19 protein-coding genes are annotated in these 21,743 nt (G+C 47.5%); 1 reads left to right on the top strand and 18 read right to left on the bottom strand.

What is annotated here, in order from left to right:
- Window positions 1-2: 2 nt before the first annotated feature.
- The 14 genes from cysW to MKY98_RS22355 all read right to left on the bottom strand — a co-directional run bounded on the left by cysW (window position 3) and on the right by MKY98_RS22355 (window position 13,577).
- Entirely contained in the window at window positions 3-878 is an 876-nt protein-coding gene (gene cysW / locus MKY98_RS22290) for a sulfate ABC transporter permease subunit CysW (RefSeq protein WP_069011947.1), read from the bottom strand.
- Window positions 879-969: 91 nt separating this feature from the next.
- Entirely contained in the window at window positions 970-1,803 is an 834-nt protein-coding gene (cysT, locus tag MKY98_RS22295) for a sulfate ABC transporter permease subunit CysT (RefSeq protein WP_069011945.1), read from the bottom strand.
- Between the two features lie 79 nt (window positions 1,804-1,882).
- Entirely contained in the window at window positions 1,883-2,935 is a 1,053-nt protein-coding gene (locus MKY98_RS22300; RefSeq protein WP_069011943.1) for a sulfate ABC transporter substrate-binding protein, read from the bottom strand.
- Between the two features lie 353 nt (window positions 2,936-3,288).
- Entirely contained in the window at window positions 3,289-3,972 is a 684-nt protein-coding gene (locus MKY98_RS22305) for a hypothetical protein (protein ID WP_029519308.1), read from the bottom strand.
- A 116-nt stretch (window positions 3,973-4,088) separates the two neighbouring features.
- A complete protein-coding gene (locus tag MKY98_RS22310; protein ID WP_029519310.1) occupies window positions 4,089-4,583 on the bottom strand; it encodes a hypothetical protein in 495 nt (164 codons plus the stop codon).
- A gap of 131 nt (window positions 4,584-4,714) precedes the next feature.
- Window positions 4,715-5,911: an MFS transporter gene (locus MKY98_RS22315; RefSeq protein ID WP_069011941.1), complete on the bottom strand. Its 1,197-nt coding sequence runs from the start codon at window positions 5,909-5,911 to the stop codon at window positions 4,715-4,717.
- 48 nt (window positions 5,912-5,959) lie between these two features.
- Window positions 5,960-6,532 carry a TetR/AcrR family transcriptional regulator gene (locus MKY98_RS22320; protein ID WP_029519317.1) on the bottom strand — a complete coding sequence of 191 codons (573 nt, stop codon included), beginning with the start codon at window positions 6,530-6,532 and terminating at the stop codon, window positions 5,960-5,962.
- A 205-nt stretch (window positions 6,533-6,737) separates the two neighbouring features.
- Window positions 6,738-8,039: a pyrimidine-nucleoside phosphorylase gene (locus tag MKY98_RS22325; protein WP_029519318.1), complete on the bottom strand. Its 1,302-nt coding sequence runs from the start codon at window positions 8,037-8,039 to the stop codon at window positions 6,738-6,740.
- A 32-nt stretch (window positions 8,040-8,071) separates the two neighbouring features.
- Window positions 8,072-8,779 carry a purine-nucleoside phosphorylase gene (deoD, locus tag MKY98_RS22330; RefSeq protein ID WP_013312036.1) on the bottom strand — a complete coding sequence of 236 codons (708 nt, stop codon included), beginning with the start codon at window positions 8,777-8,779 and terminating at the stop codon, window positions 8,072-8,074.
- Between the two features lie 97 nt (window positions 8,780-8,876).
- The gene (deoB, locus tag MKY98_RS22335) at window positions 8,877-10,058 is read right to left on the bottom strand and encodes a phosphopentomutase (RefSeq protein WP_069011939.1); all 1,182 of its coding nucleotides are present in this window, start codon (window positions 10,056-10,058) and stop codon (window positions 8,877-8,879) included.
- A 32-nt stretch (window positions 10,059-10,090) separates the two neighbouring features.
- A complete protein-coding gene (locus MKY98_RS22340; protein ID WP_069011937.1) occupies window positions 10,091-11,269 on the bottom strand; it encodes a NupC/NupG family nucleoside CNT transporter in 1,179 nt (392 codons plus the stop codon).
- A 75-nt stretch (window positions 11,270-11,344) separates the two neighbouring features.
- Window positions 11,345-11,740, bottom strand: coding sequence for a cytidine deaminase (locus MKY98_RS22345; RefSeq protein WP_029519322.1), 396 nt, complete (start codon window positions 11,738-11,740; stop codon window positions 11,345-11,347).
- 30 nt (window positions 11,741-11,770) lie between these two features.
- The gene (gene deoC / locus MKY98_RS22350) at window positions 11,771-12,433 is read right to left on the bottom strand and encodes a deoxyribose-phosphate aldolase (RefSeq protein WP_029519323.1); all 663 of its coding nucleotides are present in this window, start codon (window positions 12,431-12,433) and stop codon (window positions 11,771-11,773) included.
- Window positions 12,434-12,641: 208 nt separating this feature from the next.
- A complete protein-coding gene (locus MKY98_RS22355; RefSeq protein ID WP_029519324.1) occupies window positions 12,642-13,577 on the bottom strand; it encodes a sugar-binding transcriptional regulator in 936 nt (311 codons plus the stop codon).
- A gap of 275 nt (window positions 13,578-13,852) precedes the next feature.
- Here MKY98_RS22355 and MKY98_RS22360 point away from each other — a divergent pair, with 275 nt between their 5' ends.
- Window positions 13,853-14,266 (top strand): chemotaxis protein CheW, encoded by a 414-nt coding sequence (locus tag MKY98_RS22360; RefSeq protein ID WP_029519325.1) that lies wholly within the window; start codon window positions 13,853-13,855, stop codon window positions 14,264-14,266.
- Window positions 14,267-14,326: 60 nt separating this feature from the next.
- On the opposite strand, the gene MKY98_RS22365 is transcribed toward MKY98_RS22360, so the two are convergent.
- From MKY98_RS22365 to MKY98_RS22380, 4 genes are all read right to left on the bottom strand, one after another.
- A complete protein-coding gene (locus MKY98_RS22365; RefSeq protein ID WP_029519326.1) occupies window positions 14,327-15,445 on the bottom strand; it encodes a slipin family protein in 1,119 nt (372 codons plus the stop codon).
- Window positions 15,446-16,280: 835 nt separating this feature from the next.
- Window positions 16,281-19,199 (bottom strand): glycosyl hydrolase, encoded by a 2,919-nt coding sequence (locus MKY98_RS22370; protein WP_069011935.1) that lies wholly within the window; start codon window positions 19,197-19,199, stop codon window positions 16,281-16,283.
- Between the two features lie 618 nt (window positions 19,200-19,817).
- Window positions 19,818-20,918, bottom strand: a complete 1,101-nt coding sequence (ribD, locus tag MKY98_RS22375; protein WP_069011587.1) for a bifunctional diaminohydroxyphosphoribosylaminopyrimidine deaminase/5-amino-6-(5-phosphoribosylamino)uracil reductase RibD — start codon at window positions 20,916-20,918, stop codon at window positions 19,818-19,820.
- Window positions 20,915-21,679, bottom strand: coding sequence for a GTP cyclohydrolase II (locus MKY98_RS22380; protein ID WP_029519329.1), 765 nt, complete (start codon window positions 21,677-21,679; stop codon window positions 20,915-20,917). Before MKY98_RS22380 ends, ribD begins: the two co-directional genes overlap by 4 nt.
- Window positions 21,680-21,743 lie beyond the last annotated feature (64 nt).

Raw genomic sequence — 21,743 nt, forward strand, 5'->3', positions numbered from 1 at the left:
AATTAATGCACGCGTTTGCGTCCAAACCAGCTTTTAAGCACCAAGGTTGCCAGAGCAAGTAACAATAATAACGAGGCCACCGCAAAAGATGCCGAGAACTGATATTCGTTATACAAAATTTCCACATGCAGCGGCAGTGTGTTCGTCTCTCCCCGGATATGTCCAGAGACAACGGAGACCGCACCAAACTCACCCATGGCTCGTGCATTACACAAAATGATGCCATACAGCAGACCCCACTTGATGTTCGGCAGCGTCACTTTCCAGAAAATACGCCAACCGCGCGCGCCCAGCGTGACCGCTGCTTCTTCCTCTTGCTGTCCCTGATCTTCCATCATTGGAATGAGTTCTCGCGCCACAAATGGAAAGGTGATGAACAGCGTCGCTAAAATAATACCAGGCAAAGCAAATATAATTTTAATATCATGCTCGTCCAGCCACGGTCCAAGCCAGCCCTGTGCACCAAACACTAATACATACATCAGTCCTCCGACGACAGGAGAGATGGCAAAGGGTAAATCAATCAAGGTGACCAGCAAGCCTTTGCCGCGAAATTGAAATTTCGTGATCAGCCAAGCGGCAGCTACACCAAATACCGTATTCAGCGGTACAGTGATCGCTGCCACCAGCAGCGTCAACCGCAATGCAGACATGGCATCTGGGTCTCGTAGCGCTTCGACGTATACGCCCCATCCTTGCTTGAGCGCTTCGGTAAGCACGACGATTAGCGGCAATACCAGTACCCAGAGCAAAGCTAAAAAAGCAGCACCAATCAGCGTCCACTTCACCCAAGGGGCTTCGGTTGTGACCCTGTTGGGCGGTGCAGATGAAGGCACTGGTGCAGAAGCAAGCTCCTGCCCAGTTATTGCTTGTGACATGGTGTATCCCTCCTTAGAACGCGGGTATTATGCGCAGCCCTGCATATTAACGTTAAACAATTATATTAACAGTTGCGTTTAGGCAGTTACGTTAAACTGCACGGCGCCGTGACCAGCGCTGAATGCTGTTAATCACGAATAACAGCACGAATGAAATCACCAACAGCATCAATGCTACCGCCGTAGCTCCTGCATAGTCATTTTGCTCCAGCTTGGACATTATGAGCAGTGGAGCAATTTCCGTCTTCATCGGCATATTGCCAGAAATGAAGACGACAGAGCCGTACTCGCCAATGCCACGGGCAAAGGCGAGCGCAAAACCCGTCAGCAGCGGTGGTACCAGCTCCGGCACAATAACGCTGCAGAAGATACGCCATCTGCCAGCTCCCAGCGTAGCAGCGACCTCCTCCTCGTCCTTGTCCAGTTCCTCCAGCACCGGCTGAACTGTCCGTACGACAAACGGAATGCCAATAAACATCAATGCTAGCGTAATCCCCGTCTGTGAGTACGCCATCCTCCATCCAAGCGGTTCGAACAACGAACCGATCCAGCCGTTCTGCGCATATAGGGCAGTTAGAGCAACCCCCGCTACCGCAGTAGGCAAAGCAAAGGGCAGATCAATCATCGCATCAAAAATTCGTTTCCCCGGAAATTCATAACGCACCAGCACCCAGGCTATCAATAAACCGAGAAACAGGTCGATCAGCGCCGCAGCCGCGGCACACAAAAAGCTAACCTTGTAGGAAGCCAGCACCCTGACATCAGTCGCCACGTCCCAAAATTTCTCCCACGTCAGTCCAGTTGAATTCAGAAGCAGTGCCGATAAAGGCACCAGCACCACCAGACTGAGATACAGCACACTATAACCCATTGTTAACCCGAACCCGGGAAGTACGCGTTTTCGAGTGGCTTGCACTTGACTCATGTTCTGTCCATCCCTCTCTGAATTCATTCACTATGACACTCGCGGCTACCAATCCAATCGTCTACACAGTCCACCTATTTTATGAACTGCCGGGTACATAAATCTGGTCAAAAATGCCTTTGTCGCTGAAATGCTTCTGCTGCGTCTCCTTCCATGTCCCGAATACATCCTTCAAGGTTACGAGCTCCAATTTAGGAAATTGATCCTTGAACTTTGCCGTCACACTCTCCAATGTTGGGCGATAATAATTTTCAGCAGCAATGGTCTGCCCTTCTTCACTGTACAAATATTTCAGGTACGCGTCCGCTACCTCGCGTGTACCTTTTTTATCTACCACCTTATCGACTATTGCTACCGGAGGTTCAGCTAATATACTGATCGATGGATATACGATATCGAATTTATCCGCACCCAGCTCCTTCACCGAGAGCAGTGCTTCATTTTCCCATGCAATCAGCACATCGCCAATTCCACGCTCTACGAAAGTCGTTGTCGCTCCACGTGCTCCGCTATCCAATACCGGCACATGCTTATACAGCTCCTGTACAAACTGCTGGGCCTTGGCTTCATCATTATTGTTCTTCTTGAGCGCATAAGCCCAGGCTGCAAGATAGTTCCAACGTGCTCCACCCGAAGTTTTAGGATTCGGTGTAATGACTTGCACATCGCCACGGATTAAATCGTCCCAGTCCTTAATCCCTTTCGGGTTCCCTTTGCGTACCAATAACACGATGGTTGAAGTGTACGGGGCGCTGTTATGCTCATATTTACTTTGCCATCCCTCTTGAACGAGTCCTTTTTCCTGTAGCGCATCAATATCATAGCCCAGAGCCAGAGTGACCACGTCCGCATCCAGCCCGTCCTGCACAGAACGACTTTGCTTGCCAGATCCTCCGTGAGATTGCTTAATCGTAACCTTCTGTCCTTTCTCCTTCTCCCAATGGGCGGCAAATGCTTTATTATATGCCTCATACAGCTCACGGGTCGGATCATAAGAAACATTGAGCAACTCCACGGCAGCAGAGCTACCATCTACCTCCGTCCCTCCCTTGCTTGCCCCGCAAGCGCTTAGCATCATCGTTAAAACCAAAGATAGTCCGAGAATAAGTCCACTTTTCCATTGCCTCTTCATCAAGACACCCCGAATTCTATGTAATTTGTATTCATTTACGCCTGTTATTTACAGACATAATTAAAAAAAGAGCGGAGAATTCCCTGATGCAGCCCTGTTAGGTCAAACCTGTCGTGTGGACAGTGTCTGCCTGCTGTTCCTAGAGGTTCTCCGCCAAAATGGCGAGATCAAACTTTAATTCTTTAATTCCTACCTGTTTAATGAGTTATACGGATATAATACGAGAGTTTAGGAGTGATGTCAAACCTTTTTTTGGTATGCATTATCTGTACTTTTCTTTCTTTAAGGGGGGCAGTCAGAAACATTGTATATGTTTCCGACCGTTTAGAGGTCATTTACACACGGGGTACGACTTAGTTGGCAACCGTTTCAAGATTAATCGAAAAGACTCCAAAAAGCTTCGGATTGTCCGTAGCCCTTCTCAACCACAGTTCACCTGATCCCACCATGACTCCCTGATAATTAACAAACAAATCATCTGTCTTTTGATTCACAAGCGCCTCGCGAATCGCGTCCGTAAAAATCTGATCATACTTGGCAATAAAATCTTTCTTATTCGGAATCGTTAACGACTTTTCACTATCATTAACACGCAGAGGGTACAAAATATAATCGGCCACTTTCTCCTTGTCATTGTCGGCAACTGCCTTCTGCAGCGCTTTGAACGTGTTCAAAAACGCTTTAGGATCTTGAATACCTGCTACCTCAAATGGATTTTGCGATGGATTGGAGGCTGCCGGAGAAGAAGAAGTATCCGATGAAGCAGCTGGAGCCGAAGGAGCTAACTTTTGTGCATCAGTATCGCTGTTTTCTGCACTCTCGCTCTCTTTCGCTGCTTTGTCATTTTGGGCTGAACCGCTACGATTACCACCGGCTCCATTCTCGATCACGCTTGTACTGCTTCCAGTATCAATGGTTTCAGCATTCTTATCCTGACCACAGCCAGTAAGTGCCACAAAAGTAAGTGTAAGTAAAATAGCTGTGAGTGACAGCCTCCGTGACATCTTTTGATTACCGAATTCATGGTTTATGGGCACAACGGGTCATCCTTTCTGCTTTCTGCTCTGACCTATTCTGTTCATTAAGTCTTCAACCGTTCTATTGTAACATAAGTAGACTAATGACCGCATGTCGTGCCCTTTCTGGAAGGAGCTTACAGTGTGATATAGGCGAAGGTTTTAACGCTTCCTTGCGATCCATCGTCCGTACTTACTTTCAAAATCAGCTCTTTTAAGGAGTCATTTGCTGCTTCATCCTGCCCTTCTGGCTTTACAAACAGCAGATCATGGCGTTCTCCTGGCTGCAACGTTCGACTGGAAAATCCGCTCGTTGTACCTTGCAAGTCCGATCCATTCGAACTGTTGAGCTTGTATTGTATGGGCTGCTTTCCAACATTCTTGATACTGATGTACAGCTTGCGCCCCTCTTCAAATTTAAAGTTCGTTCCGCCTTGTCCTTCAAAATGCATTCTTTGATCATGTACGATACGCTTCGCTGCGCTCCCATTCTCACTCTGTGCACTTAACGGAGCAGCCGAGTGCGCCTGACTCACCGATGATGTACTATGCATGGTAGTCGATATATTGGCAAGAGTGACATAACCCACGATTGCTCCGGCAACCCCAACCCAAACCCATTTCTCCACCATTTGATTTCCTCCTTCGTAAAAAAAGCCGAACTCATATCTATTATGAGTCCGGCTGTCATTTTTTTCAAACTTGATCAAAGGCACCCAAACGCAAGCGCTCCATCATATATTTCGTATTCCGTAATCATAGCTTATACGTTCAACGTGTTATGGGACTTTTTCTTTTTCTTATCCAATACAATATACGTCACAAATATAATTAGATAAGCCGCAATCAGCAAAGTGGAGAACAAATACATTGTTTTATAAGAGGTTAATCCAGCAACCATCCCCAGAACCAAAGAGCCTCCTCCAATGCCCAAATCGAAGAAATTATAAAAGGAGCCTACAGCGTCCTCTCGCTCATCTTCTCCGACCACACTGATTGCCCAAGCCTGCAAAGCTGGGAAAATAGCTCCAAAGCTCAAACCATACATCACAGCAGCAACCAAAAATTGTAACTCGGTCCGCGATGAGGCCACCATAACGATGGCGGCGATAAGCACAATCCCTGCAGGAATCAGGATATAAGCTGGGCCTTTGGTATCGAAAATTCTACCTGACACCAGTCGGACGAGGAAGCTTGCCATAGCCACAGTAAAGAAGAACCATGCTGCATTGGTAAAGCCCTGCTCCTTGGCAAATAAAGCCACGAAAGACATCACTCCACCTGCCACCACGCCAACCAGCAACGCAAGACAGGATTGCAGCAGCACTCTTTTTTCAAATAATTTAAAAGGAACCTTCTTTTTGCCCTGCACTGTATCCGCCGACATAGGTTTCGGAGCACGGCGACGAACCAATACGCTCATCACGAGCGACAACAGTAGAATTATAGCTCCCGTGGAAAACAGTCCGTTAAAACCTGATGCGTGAAGCATCCATATACCAATCAGTGGCCCCACTGAAATCGCTACGGTTTCACCTACGCCAAAGTAGCCCATTCCTTCCCCCATACGATGAGGCGGCAAATCATCTGAGGCTGAGGTAGCATACAACGTGCTCGCAATGCCGAATCCAAAGCCATGTACCAGCCGAAATACTAACAGCAGTACCAAACTACTGGAAAGCATGTAGCTTCCCGTTGCCAGCATACAAATCACAACTCCGATAATCAGAACATACTTCTTGTCCAAGAGCTGGATCAGCGTACCTGAAAATGGACGAATCAATATAGCAGAACACATAAACACGCCAGTCACCAATCCAATCTGGGATGGGCTGCCGCCAAGACTTTCCACAAACAGCGGCAGCGTAGGCATAAGCATTTCGAATGCCATGAACAATAAAGCGTTGGATATCATCAAAAAAATAAAGTTTCTGGACCAAAAGCTTTCTTTCACAGACACTGTTCTCTTCCCCCAATACAATCATGTTTACTTCGACTGCTCAGTTGTTCAGGCCCGAATCAAGCCATGCCAGTAAATATCCCAAGAGCTTTCCAGACGCAGATCAAAACCGTCGGTGCCGTTGTACACCAGTTCTACCAGCATGCCTTCAATCAAATTCATATAGGCTGTCGCGGCAGATTGAGCTGGAACACGAAGTTTAACCGATGTTTCAGTTGCCAGTCGCCCGTGTACCAAGCTGGTTTTATGCTGTACGTAGCGTGTGACCAAAGCCTGAACCTGGCTTTCCAGTGCAGATGGAATCAGAAAGCCGATATACAGAATCAGACGCAAATTCATAGCACTCTCATAGCGTTCCTTAAATTCAACGATTAGTCCGCGCAGGACAACTTCAAGTGATTGTTCGGATTGATCTTGAAAATAACGATCCAGTTCCAAAATCTCTTGATCCACCGCATCCTTAAATATGTCTAAAAACAAATCATCTTTGCTTTTAAAATGAGCATAAATGGACTGCTTTTTAATCCCTACCTCATCAGCTATCAGTTGCAGAGAGGACGCATCGTATCCCTTTTTCGCAAATTGCTGCAAGCTAACTGTTTTAATTTTCTGTAGTGTCATGCTTTTCCTCCAATACCTTACGAACGGTCGTCAGTTTATGGGTTCAGTATATTACCCTCACTTGAAATTGACAACCCCATTTTTAAATTCTGCCGTTCAATTGTCTGAGAACGAGGACAACAGAAAAGCCGGAAGCACCCTAAACTTAGGGCCTCCGGCTTCATATGCATGCTACTAATACGACTTTATGAGTAGGGCTTATCGCTTACTCTGTCACTGTTCCGTAGATTAGCACTGGCGCTTCCGCGTGATCTGCAATACGGATGTTCGCGTAGATTTTCTCCAGCACTTGGGCTACATCTTCACGGTTCGCATGGATAGTAACTAGCGAATCGCCTTTTTGAACAGCATCCCCGACCTTTTTGTTCAGCATCAAGCCGACGGCCAGATCAATCTCGGATTCTTTGGTCGCACGTCCTGCTCCAAGCAACATCGCTGCGGTACCGATTTCGTCAGCCACGATTTCAGCTACCACACCGTCCTGCTTCGCAGGCACCTCAATAAGATACTGTGCTTGCGGCAAGCGTTCAGGATGATCCACTACAGAAGCGTCACCGCCCTGATTCGCAATAAACTCTTTGAATTTTTCCAGTGCTTTGCCATTACGAATGACTTCTTTGAGCTTCTCTTCGGCGTTATCGAGGGAATCTGCCTTCCCTGCCAAAAATACCATCTGACTGCCCAAAGCCATGCACAGTTCTTCCAGATCTTTGGGTCCTTCGCCGCGCAGCGTATCAATTGCTTCTTTCACTTCCAGTGAGTTCCCGATAGCCAGACCCAGCGGCTGACTCATATCGGAAATGACTGCCATCGTTTTGCGACCCACATTGTTACCGATGCTCACCATGGCATGTGCCAGTGCTTTGGCATCATCTACAGTTTTCATAAATGCGCCTGCACCTGTTTTTACATCGAGCACGATAGCATCGGAGCCAGCAGCGATTTTCTTACTCATAATCGAGCTGGCAATCAGCGGGATCGAGTTGACCGTCGCCGTAACGTCACGCAAGGCATACAATTTTTTATCCGCAGGTGTCAGGTTACCGCTTTGTCCGATGACCGCAATTTTGCTGCGATTCACCAAATCCACAAATTCGTCCTTGCTGATTTCGACGTGGAAGCCTGCAATAGCTTCCAGTTTGTCGATCGTTCCTCCGGTATGTCCGAGGCCGCGTCCTGACATTTTGGCTACCGGAATGTCCAAGGCCGCTACGAGCGGAGCCAGTACCAGCGTTGTTGTATCACCCACGCCGCCAGTAGAATGCTTATCGACCTTTACACCTTCAATCGCGGACAGATCAATGGTATCACCCGAATGAACCATCGCCATCGTCAGATCAGCGCGTTCGCGTTCAGTCATATCTTTGAAGAAAATGGACATCGCCAATGCACTGACTTGATAATCGGGAATTTCACCCTGAGTGTAGCCTTGGATAATAAAATTAATTTCCTCCGTACTCAGTTCTTTTCCGTCACGTTTTTTCTCAATCAAGTCTACCATTCTCATATGTCATTTCTCCTCACTGTGCGTATGATCGTTTACAGAGATACTGCTGTATCCAGTGCAACTTCCATCATTTCTTTAAAGGTCGTTTGCCGTTCTTCTGCGGTCGTTTCTTCCCCCGTCAACAAATGATCGCTTACCGTCAGAATCGTCAGTGCGTTTACGCCAAACTTGGCTGCGAGCGTGTATAAAGCTGAAGTTTCCATCTCTACACCCAGCACGCCGTATTCCATCAGCTTTTGTACCACTGATTTATCATCACGGTAGAAGCTGTCTGAGCTGAATACATTGCCGACATGCATGTTCAAGCCTTTGGCAACACCACGATCATAAGCGCCCTTCAATAGATCGAAGCTGGCAATCGGCGAGTAGTCGTAGCCACCAAAAATATGGCGATTCATACCGGAATCCGTACAGGATGCTTGTGCCAAAATGACGTCACGAACGTGTACATGCTCCTTCATTCCGCCGCATGTACCCACGCGGAACAGGTTTTTCACACCGTATTCGCTAATCAGTTCGTTGACATAAATACTGATAGACGGCAGCCCCATCCCGGTTCCCTGTACAGATAGGCGTTTGCCTTGGTACGTACCCGTGAATCCGAGCATTCCGCGCACCTCGTTGTAGCAGGTCACGTCCTCCAGATATGTTTCAGCAATAAATTTTGCCCGTAGCGGGTCTCCTGGCAGCAAAATCGTTTCTGCAATCTCTCCAGGTTTGGCTCCAATGTGTACACTCATGTTTTTATTCCTCCGTCCCATTTGTCCGTGCTTGTATCGTTATTTATACCGTTACATTAATCTTTGTAATCTTGCTTGTACTCTTGCGGGCCCTGGATTACTGAAGCTCTGCCAAAAAGCTCGTTCCGTGTTCAGGCAGTTTTACACCAAAGTTATCCGCTACGGTCGCTCCAATATCAGCAAAGGTTTTACGAACCGCAAGTTCCTTGTCCCCCGCTGTAAAACGCGGGGAATATACCAGCAAAGGTACATATTCGCGGGTGTGATCCGTTCCCCGATATGTCGGATCATTCCCATGGTCTGCAGTAATGATCAGCAGATCGTCATCGGTCATTTTAGCAAAAACCTCTGGCAAACGCGCATCGTAATCGTCCAAAGCTTGACCATATCCCTGTGGATCACGACGGTGACCGTACACAGCGTCAAAGTCCACCAAATTCAGAAAGCTTAATCCGGTGAAATCTTCGTCGAGCGTGGCCACCAGCTTATCCATGCCGTCCATATTGGACACCGTACGCACCGCCTTCGTTACACCCTCGCCGTCATAAATGTCAGAGATTTTACCCAAGGCGATCACATCCAGGCCTGCATCCTTCAGCTCGTTCATTGTAGTGCGACCAAATGGTTTGAGCGCGTAATCATGTCGATTAGAGGTACGAGAGAAATTCCCTGCCTCACCTACGAACGGACGGGCAATAATGCGACCCAGCATGTACGGATCTTCCAGCGTGATTTTACGGCAGAACTCGCAAATTTCATAGAGCTCCTTCAAAGGTACAACTTCCTCGTGCGCCGCAATTTGCAGTACAGAGTCCGCCGAGGTATAGATGATGAGCGCTCCAGTTTTCACGTGTTCTTCGCCCAGCTCATCAATGATTTCCGTTCCGCTGGCAGGCTTATTGCCAATCACTTTGCGGCCTGTGTGCTCCTCAATGCGCTGAATCAACTCATCCGGGAACCCATCCGGGAATACACGGAAAGGAACTGCAATATTCAAGCCCATAATTTCCCAATGACCCGTCATCGTATCCTTGCCATTGGAGGCTTCCTGCATCTTAGTGTAATACGCGAGCGGCTTGTCGGCCGCTGGCACCCCTTCTATGGAACGAATGTTGGACAGACCGAGCTTACCCATATTCGGCATGTTCAGACCGCCGCGTTCGCGCGCAATATGACCGAGTGTATCTACATCGTAATCATCAAACTGGGCAGCATCCGGCGCTTCGCCGATACCAACCGAGTCCATAACCACCAAGTGAATCCGTTTGAATTTAGACATTATAAAAATCCTTTCCTGACTCGCTGTTTTTTTTACAAAAACAACCCTGCAATCGTTGCCGACAGCACGCTAACCAGCGTTGCCCCGTACAACAGCTTCAGACCAAAGCGGGCCACCACATTTCCCTGTTTTTCATGCAGACCCTTCACAGCCCCGGAAATGATACCGATGGATGAGAAGTTAGCAAAGGATACGAGGAATACCGATACGATCCCGATTGTACGCTCCGACAAGCCTGTTTGCTTGGTCAGATCCAGCATGGCCACAAATTCGTTGGATACGAGTTTAGTAGCCATAATGCTGCCCGCCTGAACGGCTTCGTTCCACGGAATACCCATGACAAAAGCGAAAGGCGCAAACACATAGCCAAGCAACGCCTGAAAGCTGATTCCAAACAACCAGGAGAAAATCCCGTTAACCATGGCAATCAGCGCCACAAAACCGATCAGCATCGCAGCTACCGTAATCGCAACCTTGAAACCGTCCATAATATACTCCCCGAGCATTTCGAAGAAGGACTGCTTCTCTTCCTCCTGAACCTCCAGTAAATCGTCTTGCTTCTCAATCTTGTACGGATTAATAATAGAAGCGATAATGAAGCCGCCGAACAGGTTCAATACCAAAGCTGTGACCACATATTTGGGGTTTAACATTTGCATGTAAGCTCCCACAATCGACATGGACACCGTAGACATCGCAGACGCACACAGCGTATACAACCGATGTTTTGGCAGCAGACCAATTTGCTTCTTAACGGAAATAAACACCTCGGATTGACCCAAGATAGCCGAAGCTACAGCGTTGTAGGATTCCAGTTTACCCATTCCGTTTACTTTGCTCAAGACAAGCCCGATATATTTAATAATAAAAGGCAACACTTTTACATATTGCAAAATACCAATCAGCGCGGATATGAACACGATTGGCAGCAGTACACCGATAAAGAACGGTGCTGCTCCTTCATTCGCAATTCCTCCAAAAACGAAGTTAATCCCTTCAGTGGCATATGCCAAAAGACTATTAAAACCTTCTGCAAAGCCTTTGACCAAAAATTCGCCAATACCTGTGTGGAGCAATACAAAAGCTAGCGCCGCCTGCAACACAACCATAACCACCAGCGGACGATACCTGATTTTACGTTTGTCACTACTGGCAACGTAAGTAAGTGCAAAAACAACGAGCAGTCCCACCAGAGCGATTACATATTTCATTTAATTTCCCCCTTATTACATTAAGCGCTTACATTCCCCATAAAAAGAACGCGCCCCAAAGAGGCATTCTTTTTTTTATTTCCCCAGATCCGCAGGTCGAAAGGCACCCGGCAGTAATTGATCCACCGTCCACTCTTCCGTGTTGCCATGAAGGTTTGTCAGATAAATTTTGGTATCTTGATGAGCAAATTCGGAAATGACCTGACGACAGGCCCCACATGGAGACACAGGCCCTTCCGTATCAGCTACAACCGCAATCGAATCAATTTTCCGGCAGCCTTCGGATACCATTTTAAAAATCGCTGTCCGCTCTGCACAATTGCATAAGCCGTAGGAGGCATTTTCCACATTACATCCGTGATAAATCGTGCCATCGCTTCCGAGAACCGCAGCACCCACCTGAAAATTCGAATACGGAACATACGCCTGTTTACGCGCCTCAAGCGCTTTCTGAATCAATTGATCCTTCATTGCGAATCCCTCCATGACTTTAAAATAAACTTAGTAGGAAGATGTAGACTGCTCGCCCTCGATGATTTTCACACCGGAACTTGCACCGATCCGGCTTGCGCCAGCTTCTACTAATTTTTGCACGTCTTCCAGACTGCGTACACCGCCTGAAGCCTTGACACCAATCTCAGGTCCTACCGTTTTGCGCATCAAAGCCACATCTTCCGCAGTAGCTCCACCTGTTGAGAAGCCTGTCGAGGTTTTCACAAAATTCGCCCCCGCTTTGACGGACAGCTCACATGCCAGTACCTTCTCTTCGTCAGTCAGCAGGCAGGTCTCGATAATCACTTTTACCAGTGTACCAGCAGCTGCTTCCACGACCGCACGGATGTCCTGCTCGACGAGCTGTACATCACGTTCCTTCAAAGCGCCTATGTTAATAACCATATCAATTTCAGTCGCTCCGTTAGCAATAGCATCTTTCGTTTCAAATGCTTTCGTTGCGGACGTGCTCGCTCCCAGCGGGAAACCGATAACTGTACAAATGGCTACGCCTGTGCCTGCGAGCTGTTCTGCTGCATAAGCTACCCACGCCGGGTTCACACATACAGAAGCAAACTGATATTTTTTTGCCTCGGCAGTCAATTTCGTAATTTCATCCTTCGTCGCATCTGCACGCAACAATGTATGGTCGATTAATGCTGCAATGTTCATATCTAAAAGCTCCTTCATTAGATAAATAGTTGAAGACAAAAGTCCTTTATTTCTCTGTGATGAGATCATCATAGCACGGCTTTGAACATATGTAAAACACATTTTGAAATTATGTTCACGCTTGTACATAAGGCGTTCACCTACCATTCATATTACCCTGTAGGCACACGCCATAACCGTGTAATTTGCTGGATGGAGGCGACTTGCTCTATTGTAAAAGTGCTTGTGCCGTAAACTGATCCGTCACCAAGATATTCGCATACTTGCCACGCAGCGATGCCCGAATGGCCTCCACTTTGCGCTGGCCTCCAGCGACGAGAATGGACTTCTCCTTCTTTCGCAAATCAGGCAAATCAATCCCAACGGTACGGCTGTTAATTTCCTGACTGCATATGTTGCCCTCAGCGTCAAAAAAGCGTGAGCAAATATCGCCCTTGCCAACTCTTTGCAGTAGCTTCTGCTCTTCCCCGTTAAAATAACCCAATCGGAACAGCAACGCATCCTCCTTGACCGTCCCCACCGTAAACACCGCGATGTTCGCCTGCTTGCCAAGTTCGATGATACGCTGGATATGCCGATCCTCCTCGACCATTTTCTTAACGGCGTGACTGTCGAAAATTACAGGCAGCGGCAAATACCTTGCTATGGTATGAAAGGCTTCTGCGAACAAATTCACGGTTTCCACAGCATATGTGTTGACATGTGAATGGCTCACGCCTCCCTTGAGCTGAACCACCTCAACTCCCTTGACCTGCTTTTGTTGGAGATGAAGCGCCACGGCATGCATGGTTGTTCCCCATGTCACTCCAATAATATCAGCATCCTGTACCGTTTCATGCAAATAATCGGCTGCTTTTTTGCTAATATGCTTCTTGATCTCCTGATATTCATTTAACGGCGAATAACAGACTAACACAGTATCCAGTCCGTATTTCTTCTTCACCTGCTCTCCGAGCGCGTCCATATCCTCCATCGGGTCCACAATACTAATCCGCACGTATCCTTGTTCCTTGGCAGCCTGAAGTAACCGCGATACCGTAGGACGCGAAACCCCGAGTCTGACCGCGATATCTTGCTGGCTGTAGTCGTTTAGATAGTATAATCTGGCTGCTTCGATACTTAATCGCTGCTTTTCATGATCCACTCTACCTCAACCCGCTTATCTTAAAATGTAGTGCCATCGGACACAGCTTTAGTCCCAAACATTATATATGAAGGGAAACTTGAAGCCACGCCTTGGCCGTATGGTTGTTATTTTGGAAGATTTAACTGCTCGTTTGTGATATTCTGTGAGTAACTACAACCATTTTACCGCATCCTCAACTTTATCGTTCCATCTGTCAAAACGCAATAGTTAACCCATTTTACCGCTCAATCACAACCTGTGATGGCTCATCTGAATAGATAAGGAGAATTGTTATGTCTGAATTTATTGTGTGCAGTCTAGCGGACAAAAAGTTCGCTTTAAACTTTGTGGAAGTAGAAGAAGTCATGAATGCTAAGAAGGGAACTCCGCTTCCCTTTTCCGAAGCATGGCATGAAGGAATGGTGACTATTCGCGGCAATGTATTTACGATCCTTAATTTACGCAAAAAACTGCTTCTTCCTGCATCCAGCGATTCCTCCGAGGACAAAATGATTTTGCTCAGCCGTGCGAAGATTGCTCTGCTTGTCGATCAGGTGGAGGACACGGCTTCTGCCGAGGACAGTCAGCTACAAAGCAATGAGGAAGAGTGGCAGCGCGAGTTGTTCCCTACCGTGATGGAGCATCAGGGTACCCTCATTCCGGTGATCGATATGGACGCTTTTCTCGCATCCACCAAGACGAACTAAAACGCAAAATACTCCCGAACCTTGAGGCGGCTTGCACTCATCGTTCGGGAGTATTTTCAGTTATTGGAGTCCCTGCCCCTCTTTCATGTGAACCAGCGTGTTCAGCTGCTCCAGCAACGTATTCCCGCCAGTTAGCGAAATCGTGCCAATCTTCTCGCAGATTTTTTCCATGAATTCTAGCTCTTTGAGACGATAGAGAGTGGCGTTCTCGTCCATCAGCTTGGCCGTATTGAGCAGACTACGAGTGGATGCCGTCTCTTCACGTCGTGTGATGAGGTTGGCCTGTGCCTTCTTCTCTGCCAACAGCACCGTATTCAGAATATCCTTGATATCCCCCGGCAAAATAATATCCTTCACCCCTGCTGACGTAAAAGTCACTCCATATTCGTCGCTCTGCTCATTCAGTCGAGTCAAAACATATACCGCAATCTCCTGCTTCATTTTCAGCAAATCATCCAGCTTCATCGTGCCAACGTATTCGCGTAACAACAGTTGAAGCATAATGTACATTTGCTCCTCGTATGCCCGGAATTCTAATGCCCGCAATGGGTCGATGATACGGTACTGACAGACGAAGTTGAGGCGCAGCGTAATTTTGTCCTCTGTCATGATTTCCTGTCCCATCAAGTCCATTTGCTGTTGTCGCATATCTATCGTTTTGATCTCTGTATTCACCGTGGACATCCAGAAATAATATTTACCCGGTTTCAGCTCACCCTGCAACACATTATCGTAATACAAAAATCCTAATTCATAGCTGCCCACCTGAAGCGCCTTCCAGAAGCCCGGTGTCTTGGACAAGAATGCTTGCCCCAATGCCTTATCAATTGCAGGCTGCCGAGTATCTGCACGAACAAAACGATGTTCCTTGAGCACGTTCCAATAAGCATATTTCCCAGCCGTCAGCAGCTCCACAAACCGATTATCCTCATAATGCAGCACATATTCATGGTCCTCTACATCAATGACATTCAATTGCTCAAGCAATAGGGGATCTGTCAAAAACAAACGAATATCATGGTCCGGTACAAAAAATGGTTCGGCTACATTCAAAATTTCAACCGCTTCCTGCTGAAATGTCTTCAATAGGTAAGTTCCTGGTTGCAACAATTTGTGGTAGCTTCCTTTTTTGAACAGCAATCCGCGCTCATCGGATTTAATTGTTATCTTCTTAAACATCGTATCACTCCTAGTATTTAGAATCCTCAACTTAAAAGAGTGTTTTTTTCTACGTGTGGCGCTCCGCGATCCATTTGATCTTCCAATCGCTGTTGCCCCTGAATTTTTGGATTTGATGAACCCCTTATAGGGTTAAACTTCAGGGGCAAAAGGCGAACGCTTCGCTTCTTCAGATTCAAATGGACCGCTCCGTAGCTGCCCGCCTTAAAATTAACACACTTTTAAAATGAGGATTTTTTATTTTTATTTGTTGTAGTAGGGTTAGGACCCTTGCAGAGCATCCCTCCGGTGTGAACGGCGGGGTCAAGCTTGAGGAAAAAGAAAGATACCGCCTGTTTTCGTGTTCTAGGGATGGGATTCATCAGCCCAACATCGACTGTGAATCCGTATCTCCGAAGCCTCGGGCCCTGTCGGCGCTTGCTCTCTCCGGTATCCGCTGGCCGCATAGCCATCGCCCCGGTATCTGTCATCAAGACCAGACATGGGATGCTCTTATCCGGGTCTTTTCATTGTTTTTATTCGATCATTCGAATACTCTACCAGAAGTCGCGTGGAAGGCGATTGGGAATCGAACCCTAATTGTTGGTGGATACGCAAGTTTACAGGATACCTGACCCCATCAGGGCAGGCACTGCGGGACCTTTGGAAATCCGCGCCTCGGTAATATCTTCCTGTATCAGCCTTTATCATTATCGCGTAATCTAGAACTCGCGAACATGGCGAAAGTATTACGACCCTATAAAAAACGAAAAAGACACAGGAGAAGCATATGTGCTTCCCTCGTGTCTTTCTCTCTATAGTTAACTAGTCGCGTTCGTATCTTAGGCCTGATCCACTAGGATGTTTTTTCGAAAACGGGATCAGCGCCTGGTGTTGGAAGTTCTGGAACGTCTGTCGTTGTTGAGGCAATCTGCTGGTGTGTATAGCTGAATGGAGGGGTCTCGTATTGCAATCCCGCCTTTTCATAGGTAAACCAATAGCTGACACCCTTCCCGATATCGAGGTCTGTTACCCGCTGCTCCCAGACACCGCCGTTGTTGGTCATCCGGTAATTGAGCTGTTGTCCACCCGTTAAAGTATAATGCACGTCAACATAGGCTGAGGCTGTTTTGGGTGTAAATTGAAGCAATGCTTCACGATCGCTGACAAAGCGAGCTCCTACTTTATAATCCTCCGTTTCTCCGCCGCCCTCATTACCGCCAGATGCTGCCTCCGTAGTTACCGATACAGCATGGCTTGCTGCAGATAGGTTACCAGCTGCATCGCGAGCCTTAACGGTAAAGCTGTAAGTGGAAGCTGCATTCAGCCCTGTAATTGATGCGGAAATACCGCTTATCTCTGCCGCCTGAGCCCCGTCCTTATAAACGATATACCCCGTAACGCCAACATTGTCTGTAGCTGCATCCCACTCCAGAGTGACTGTCGAAGCCGTTTTGGTCGTAACTCGTACATTCGTCGGGATGGACGGAGCCTCCGTATCAGGCTGCGGATTGCCACCGCCGCTTCCATTTCCGGCATTAAAGCTATTCGGCTGCACGGTAATACTGTGCCCATCTGAGAAGGTTACTGTTTTGACCTGGTCTGTAAAGTTGTAGGCCACATAGGTTTTTACACCGTTCTTATGAAATACGGCATAAATAGGTGAATTAGCGGTGATGCTGCGGTCGATGTTGCCTACAGCATCCAAATTATAGATCCAGTGGTAGGCATTCGCCTTGGAATTCCCAGCTTCCGGTGTCATCGTCGCTACGCGTGCACTGAATTTGGCCTTGGCATCGGACGGGTCTGAAATCGCCCTGTACATATACACAATATCTTCCCACGGACTGAAGTTCCCTCCGCTTTTTTGCAGCAGATTGCTAAAATTTTTAGCCGCATATTCCGGATATTGTGTCAGGTACAAGGAAGCCGAGGTAATTGGCAGCCAGTTGATACCGTGCACCTCTGCGGGATTATTGGTCCACCAGGTTGCATCCCCCACCGTTTTACCTCCCCAGATCATACTGGCCGTCGCGCTTTGCATCCCTGCAGGGGTGTTTGTGCCATGCACATCAAACCAGTATTCGTTAATCGCATTCATTTCCGTTGTATATAGATAAATGCCGAGATCACGAGTTTGAGTATTTCCCGTCGCCTCGCCCCATAAAATAAGACCGGTCCAAGCATTCATCGCCTCCGAGGAGGATTCATTGTTGTTGCCGTCGCCAAATTTGGCATGGCCGGAAGCCCAAGTGTGTCCGGCATAGGGATCAAAATTACGCAAATACGGAAATTTCGAATCAGACCTGTCGATATTTGCGATGTCGCGAATGAGCAGTTGTACCATTTGTCCCCATTGGGATTCAGATGCCCAGTTCTTGTCTACACGCGCAATTTCGGCCGCAGCCTTAATAAAGTATCCATAATGGAAATGATGGTCATTTAACTCTATTGCACTGCCAAAGCTGTCGGGATAACCGATCAATGTTCCCCAATTGTTGTTATACACAAATAGACTGGAGCTTTTCAGATTCCCCGAGCTGTCACTAGCCTTAAACCAGTCCTGCAACCGACTTTTGATCTCATTGCGGAACTGGGTCGCTGCTGTGGTATTGCCAGCCTGGTCGGCAATCGGCGCCAGCGCTGCCAGCTTGCCCAGACGTTTTCCAGTCCAGTACGTATCTCTATCGCCGGAGTAGACTTCTGCTTTCGCTTCGTTTATATAATTGTTGAGTGTATTTTTATCGTAGGACCCCAAGTCGGGCAAGGAAGGTAATACTCCTGTAAATTTCATTTTCGTTTGAAAAGACGCACCCTCTGCTGTTTTCATCAGACCGCGTACGGAATTGTACGTATAGCCCAGCAGAGGTTGTGGTGAATTTTTCCACTGATGCGGGTATAAGGCAAAAATAGTGCCGCTTTGTGCGCCTTCCTTCGCTGTTGTTGCAACAGTAAAGGTGGTCGTTACCTCGGAAGAAGCTTCGTTGTAGCTGTACTGCGCTTTGGAGTTTGTAACGAAAGAATAGGCGTATTGCTGAAATTTGTCCAAGGTCGCGGTTGTTTTGTCAGGCAAAGCCGCCACTGTAAAATAGCTTTTCCCGTTCAATTGATTGATCAGCGTACTCGTCCCGAGACCAGACCAGGTGCTGCCAGACGGGCCAAACAGACCATAGTGTGAGCCATTGACCGTAATGCCAAGCACAGAGGAACTAGCTGACCCAGACCAAACCTCTGGCACCCCATTAAATGAAAGCTTGGGATTGCCGCCGCCAAACTCAAAAAATACATAGGGGGAGCCGTGTCCGTAGGTAGCACTCATTTTATTGCTACCGCTTTGAAATAATGATTTGACAAACCAATCACTGAAACCATCCACCTTGGCATCCGGAAATGAAGCGCTTACAGAATGGCCGATGGTAAAATCGTTCACATCATCCATCCAGCCTGCGATGTATCCCGGATTTACTGTAATTTTCCCACTCGGGTTAAAGATGCGTAAACCTTTTTGCTGATTTTTCAAGGCAAGTGGATGCGGATATTGAGCCTCAGAGTATGGTACCCAGGCCAGGCTGCTCCACCAGTCATTGGTAGGCATTGGGCTGGTTACATTCGCTGTTTTGTAAATCTCATTTTGCGGTGTTGCTGCTCCGGCAGGTAGTGTGGTTGAATATGAGCCTGTGCCTTGTGTGACCTCACCCGAAAAGGCTTTAGTAGAGACCGGTGCAGCTAAAAACATCATACTGGCACTTAACAAGCATAATATCATTTTTTTCACAACCTACATCCTCCTTTGAATTCTCAAATCCCTTTCACTGCAAGGTTTTTCCCTTTTCTTCCAAGCTGAATTCAACTTCATTGTGCTTGATCCCAATTTCCAGGTCAATCCTTTCATTTCTATATTTCAACTAAACGAGGCGAAAGTCCCTAAAAAACACAAAAGAAACCAGTACGAAAAACCCGAATATGCGTAATTATGTTATACAAACTAATAGACTAATAGGATTCTCTTCACCCCATAAGACATTCACCCTATAAGTTATTCATCCCATTAACCATTCACCCTAATAAACGTTTAGTATATAAAAAAAGAATCCTCCAGGCCTTTTAGCCCTTCAGATCCTCTGTTTTGAATTTATAAGTTTTTGAGCCTTTGAGTTTTTGAGTATTTAGTTTCTTATGCCCTTCCCATGCTCCACAACATTTCGGAAAAAGAGTGACTTTGCGGTGGGCAGCAGCGGAGCGAAGGGGTTGCATCTGGAGAAGCGGAAGCGTTCGCCTTTGCAGTGGGATTCTTACCTTTAAATCTCTCATACAATCCGAAGAATCCCACTGCAACAGCGATCGGAAGATCAACCTCTCCGCGAAGCGCCTCCTCCACCCGAAAACAACTCACTCATTTTCCCCGCTCAAAATACCCTTCTATTTTCCAATCTACACCAACCTGTGTCACGCTCAAATCATGCAATGCCACCGCATCGCTCATCGCAGACACGCCTTCTCCCCCGAGAAATCCCGGGGCTGCACGTCCTCCAACCAGCTTCGGCGCCATATACAGCACCAGCTTGTCTGCCAGCCCTTGCTGCACGAACGAAGCGTTCACTTCGGCTCCGCCTTCCACGAACACCGATGACACCTCCGCTGCCCCCAGAATATCCAACATTTGCGGCAGGTTAACCCGATCGCTGTTTTCATCCTGTGTCGGATATACTTTTACACCCAGCTGTTCCAGCTGGCTTCGCTTGCCTTCATCGTAGGCCCGTCCTGTGAATATCCAGGTCGGAGCCTCCCCATCTGTAATGACACGAGCATCCAATGGAATTCGAAGCTTACTATCCAGAATGATACGAATCGGATTCCGTCCTTCTGGTAGACGAGTCGTAAGCTGAGGATTATCATGAATCACGGTCTGTACACCGACCAGGATTCCTACATGCTCGTGACGAAGACGATGCACATTCTCCCGTGCAGCCTCAGATGTGATCCACTTGCTTTCAGAGGTTCGAGTTGCAATTTTACCGTCCAGCGTTACTGCTGATTTGATCGTAATAAAAGGACGCTTGCTCACGATATATTGATTGAACACTTCATTCATGCGGATGGATTCCTGCTCACATACGCCGACAATGACCTCAATGCCTGCATCTTTCAAAATCTGCACCCCTCTGCCGGAAACCAGCGGGTTCGGGTCCAGCGCTGCAATCACCACTCGACGAATGCCAGCCTTCACAATCGCTTCCGCGCACGGGCCTGTCCGGCCGTGATGGGAACACGGCTCCAGCGTTACGTAAATCGTCGCTCCCTGAGCGTGTTCACCCGCCATACGCAACGCATGAATCTCGGCATGTGGCTCGCCGGGCTTCAGATGAGCGCCGATCCCAACGATACGGCCGTTGTTGACAATGACTGATCCGACGAGCGGATTCGGTTCTGTTTGCCCTTTAGCACTTCTGGCATTTTCCAGTGCCAGGCGCATATATTTTTCGTGAGTGGTCATAGAACCTCCCTGAGATCGGAATCCCGCAAATGGCCGGATCGTTCCACTTTTGTATTCAAATACCGTTCATTATATTGCGACACATCGCCCCAGAGCGGCATACGACCCGCCACATTCATACCCGATTTTTTCAAGGCATCCAGTTTTTTAGGATTATTTGTAATCAGGGTTACCGGCTTTTGTCTCAGGTGACGGAGCACACTAATGGCATCCGCATAGTTGCGTGTATCATCTTCAAAACCCAATTGATGATTGGCTTCCACGGTATCCATGCCTTCTTCCTGCAGAATATAAGCCATGGCTTTACTAAACAAACCAATTCCGCGGCCTTCATGGTTAGCCAGATAGAACAATGCACCCGTTCCATGTTCCACGATCATTTTCATGGACTGGTGGAGTTGAAATCCACAATCACAACGCTTGCTACCAAAAATATCTCCAGTATGGCAAATACTATGCATGCGAACTAATGCATTTTCCGACTGCTCGAGATCGCCGTACACCAAAACGCTTGACTGTTGTCCCTCTGCCAAATCCAGTGTGGACAATCGCTTCACAATCGTCTCAGCGGTGGCATTCAGTAAGTCCTGACGATCTTCCTCATCCCGTACAGGCAACCAGCAGTACCACTGAAAAACAACCGTTTCCCCTTCCAAATTAACTGGCAGCTTGATCGGTCCAACCAAAATCGTCGAAGATTGTTCTCCACGAACGGTTTGAATTTTATCGTTAAGTAGCGTAGCTACATCTTTTTGGTTCATCTCTTTGCACCATCCTTTATATAAGCTCTATATAGAAAATGCCTAATTCTTCAAAGGCTAATCG

It is taken from the genome of Paenibacillus sp. FSL M8-0228 (assembly GCF_038007385.1).
Taxonomy (GTDB): Bacteria; Bacillota; Bacilli; order Paenibacillales; family Paenibacillaceae; genus Paenibacillus; species Paenibacillus polymyxa_D.

Bases quoted from the DNA above. Each gene is read 5' to 3' on its own strand.
- MKY98_RS22300 (WP_069011943.1), bottom strand. From the start codon at position 2,935: ATGAAGAGGCAATGGAAAAGTGGACTTATTCTCGGACTATCTTTGGTT.
- ribD (WP_069011587.1), bottom strand. From the start codon at position 20,918: ATGACCACTCACGAAAAATATATGCGCCTGGCACTGGAAAATGCCAGA.
- deoC (WP_029519323.1), bottom strand. From the start codon at position 12,433: ATGAACATTGCAGCATTAATCGACCATACATTGTTGCGTGCAGATGCG.
- MKY98_RS22360 (WP_029519325.1), top strand. From the start codon at position 13,853: ATGTCTGAATTTATTGTGTGCAGTCTAGCGGACAAAAAGTTCGCTTTA.
- MKY98_RS22320 (WP_029519317.1), bottom strand. From the start codon at position 6,532: ATGACACTACAGAAAATTAAAACAGTTAGCTTGCAGCAATTTGCGAAA.
- MKY98_RS22325 (WP_029519318.1), bottom strand. From the start codon at position 8,039: ATGAGAATGGTAGACTTGATTGAGAAAAAACGTGACGGAAAAGAACTG.
- cysT (WP_069011945.1), bottom strand. From the start codon at position 1,803: ATGAGTCAAGTGCAAGCCACTCGAAAACGCGTACTTCCCGGGTTCGGG.
- MKY98_RS22340 (WP_069011937.1), bottom strand. From the start codon at position 11,269: ATGAAATATGTAATCGCTCTGGTGGGACTGCTCGTTGTTTTTGCACTT.
- MKY98_RS22365 (WP_029519326.1), bottom strand. From the start codon at position 15,445: ATGTTTAAGAAGATAACAATTAAATCCGATGAGCGCGGATTGCTGTTC.
- MKY98_RS22345 (WP_029519322.1), bottom strand. From the start codon at position 11,740: ATGAAGGATCAATTGATTCAGAAAGCGCTTGAGGCGCGTAAACAGGCG.
- deoB (WP_069011939.1), bottom strand. From the start codon at position 10,058: ATGTCTAAATTCAAACGGATTCACTTGGTGGTTATGGACTCGGTTGGT.
- MKY98_RS22380 (WP_029519329.1), bottom strand. From the start codon at position 21,679: ATGAACCAAAAAGATGTAGCTACGCTACTTAACGATAAAATTCAAACC.
- deoD (WP_013312036.1), bottom strand. From the start codon at position 8,779: ATGAGTGTACACATTGGAGCCAAACCTGGAGAGATTGCAGAAACGATT.
- MKY98_RS22310 (WP_029519310.1), bottom strand. From the start codon at position 4,583: ATGGTGGAGAAATGGGTTTGGGTTGGGGTTGCCGGAGCAATCGTGGGT.
- cysW (WP_069011947.1), bottom strand. From the start codon at position 878: ATGTCACAAGCAATAACTGGGCAGGAGCTTGCTTCTGCACCAGTGCCT.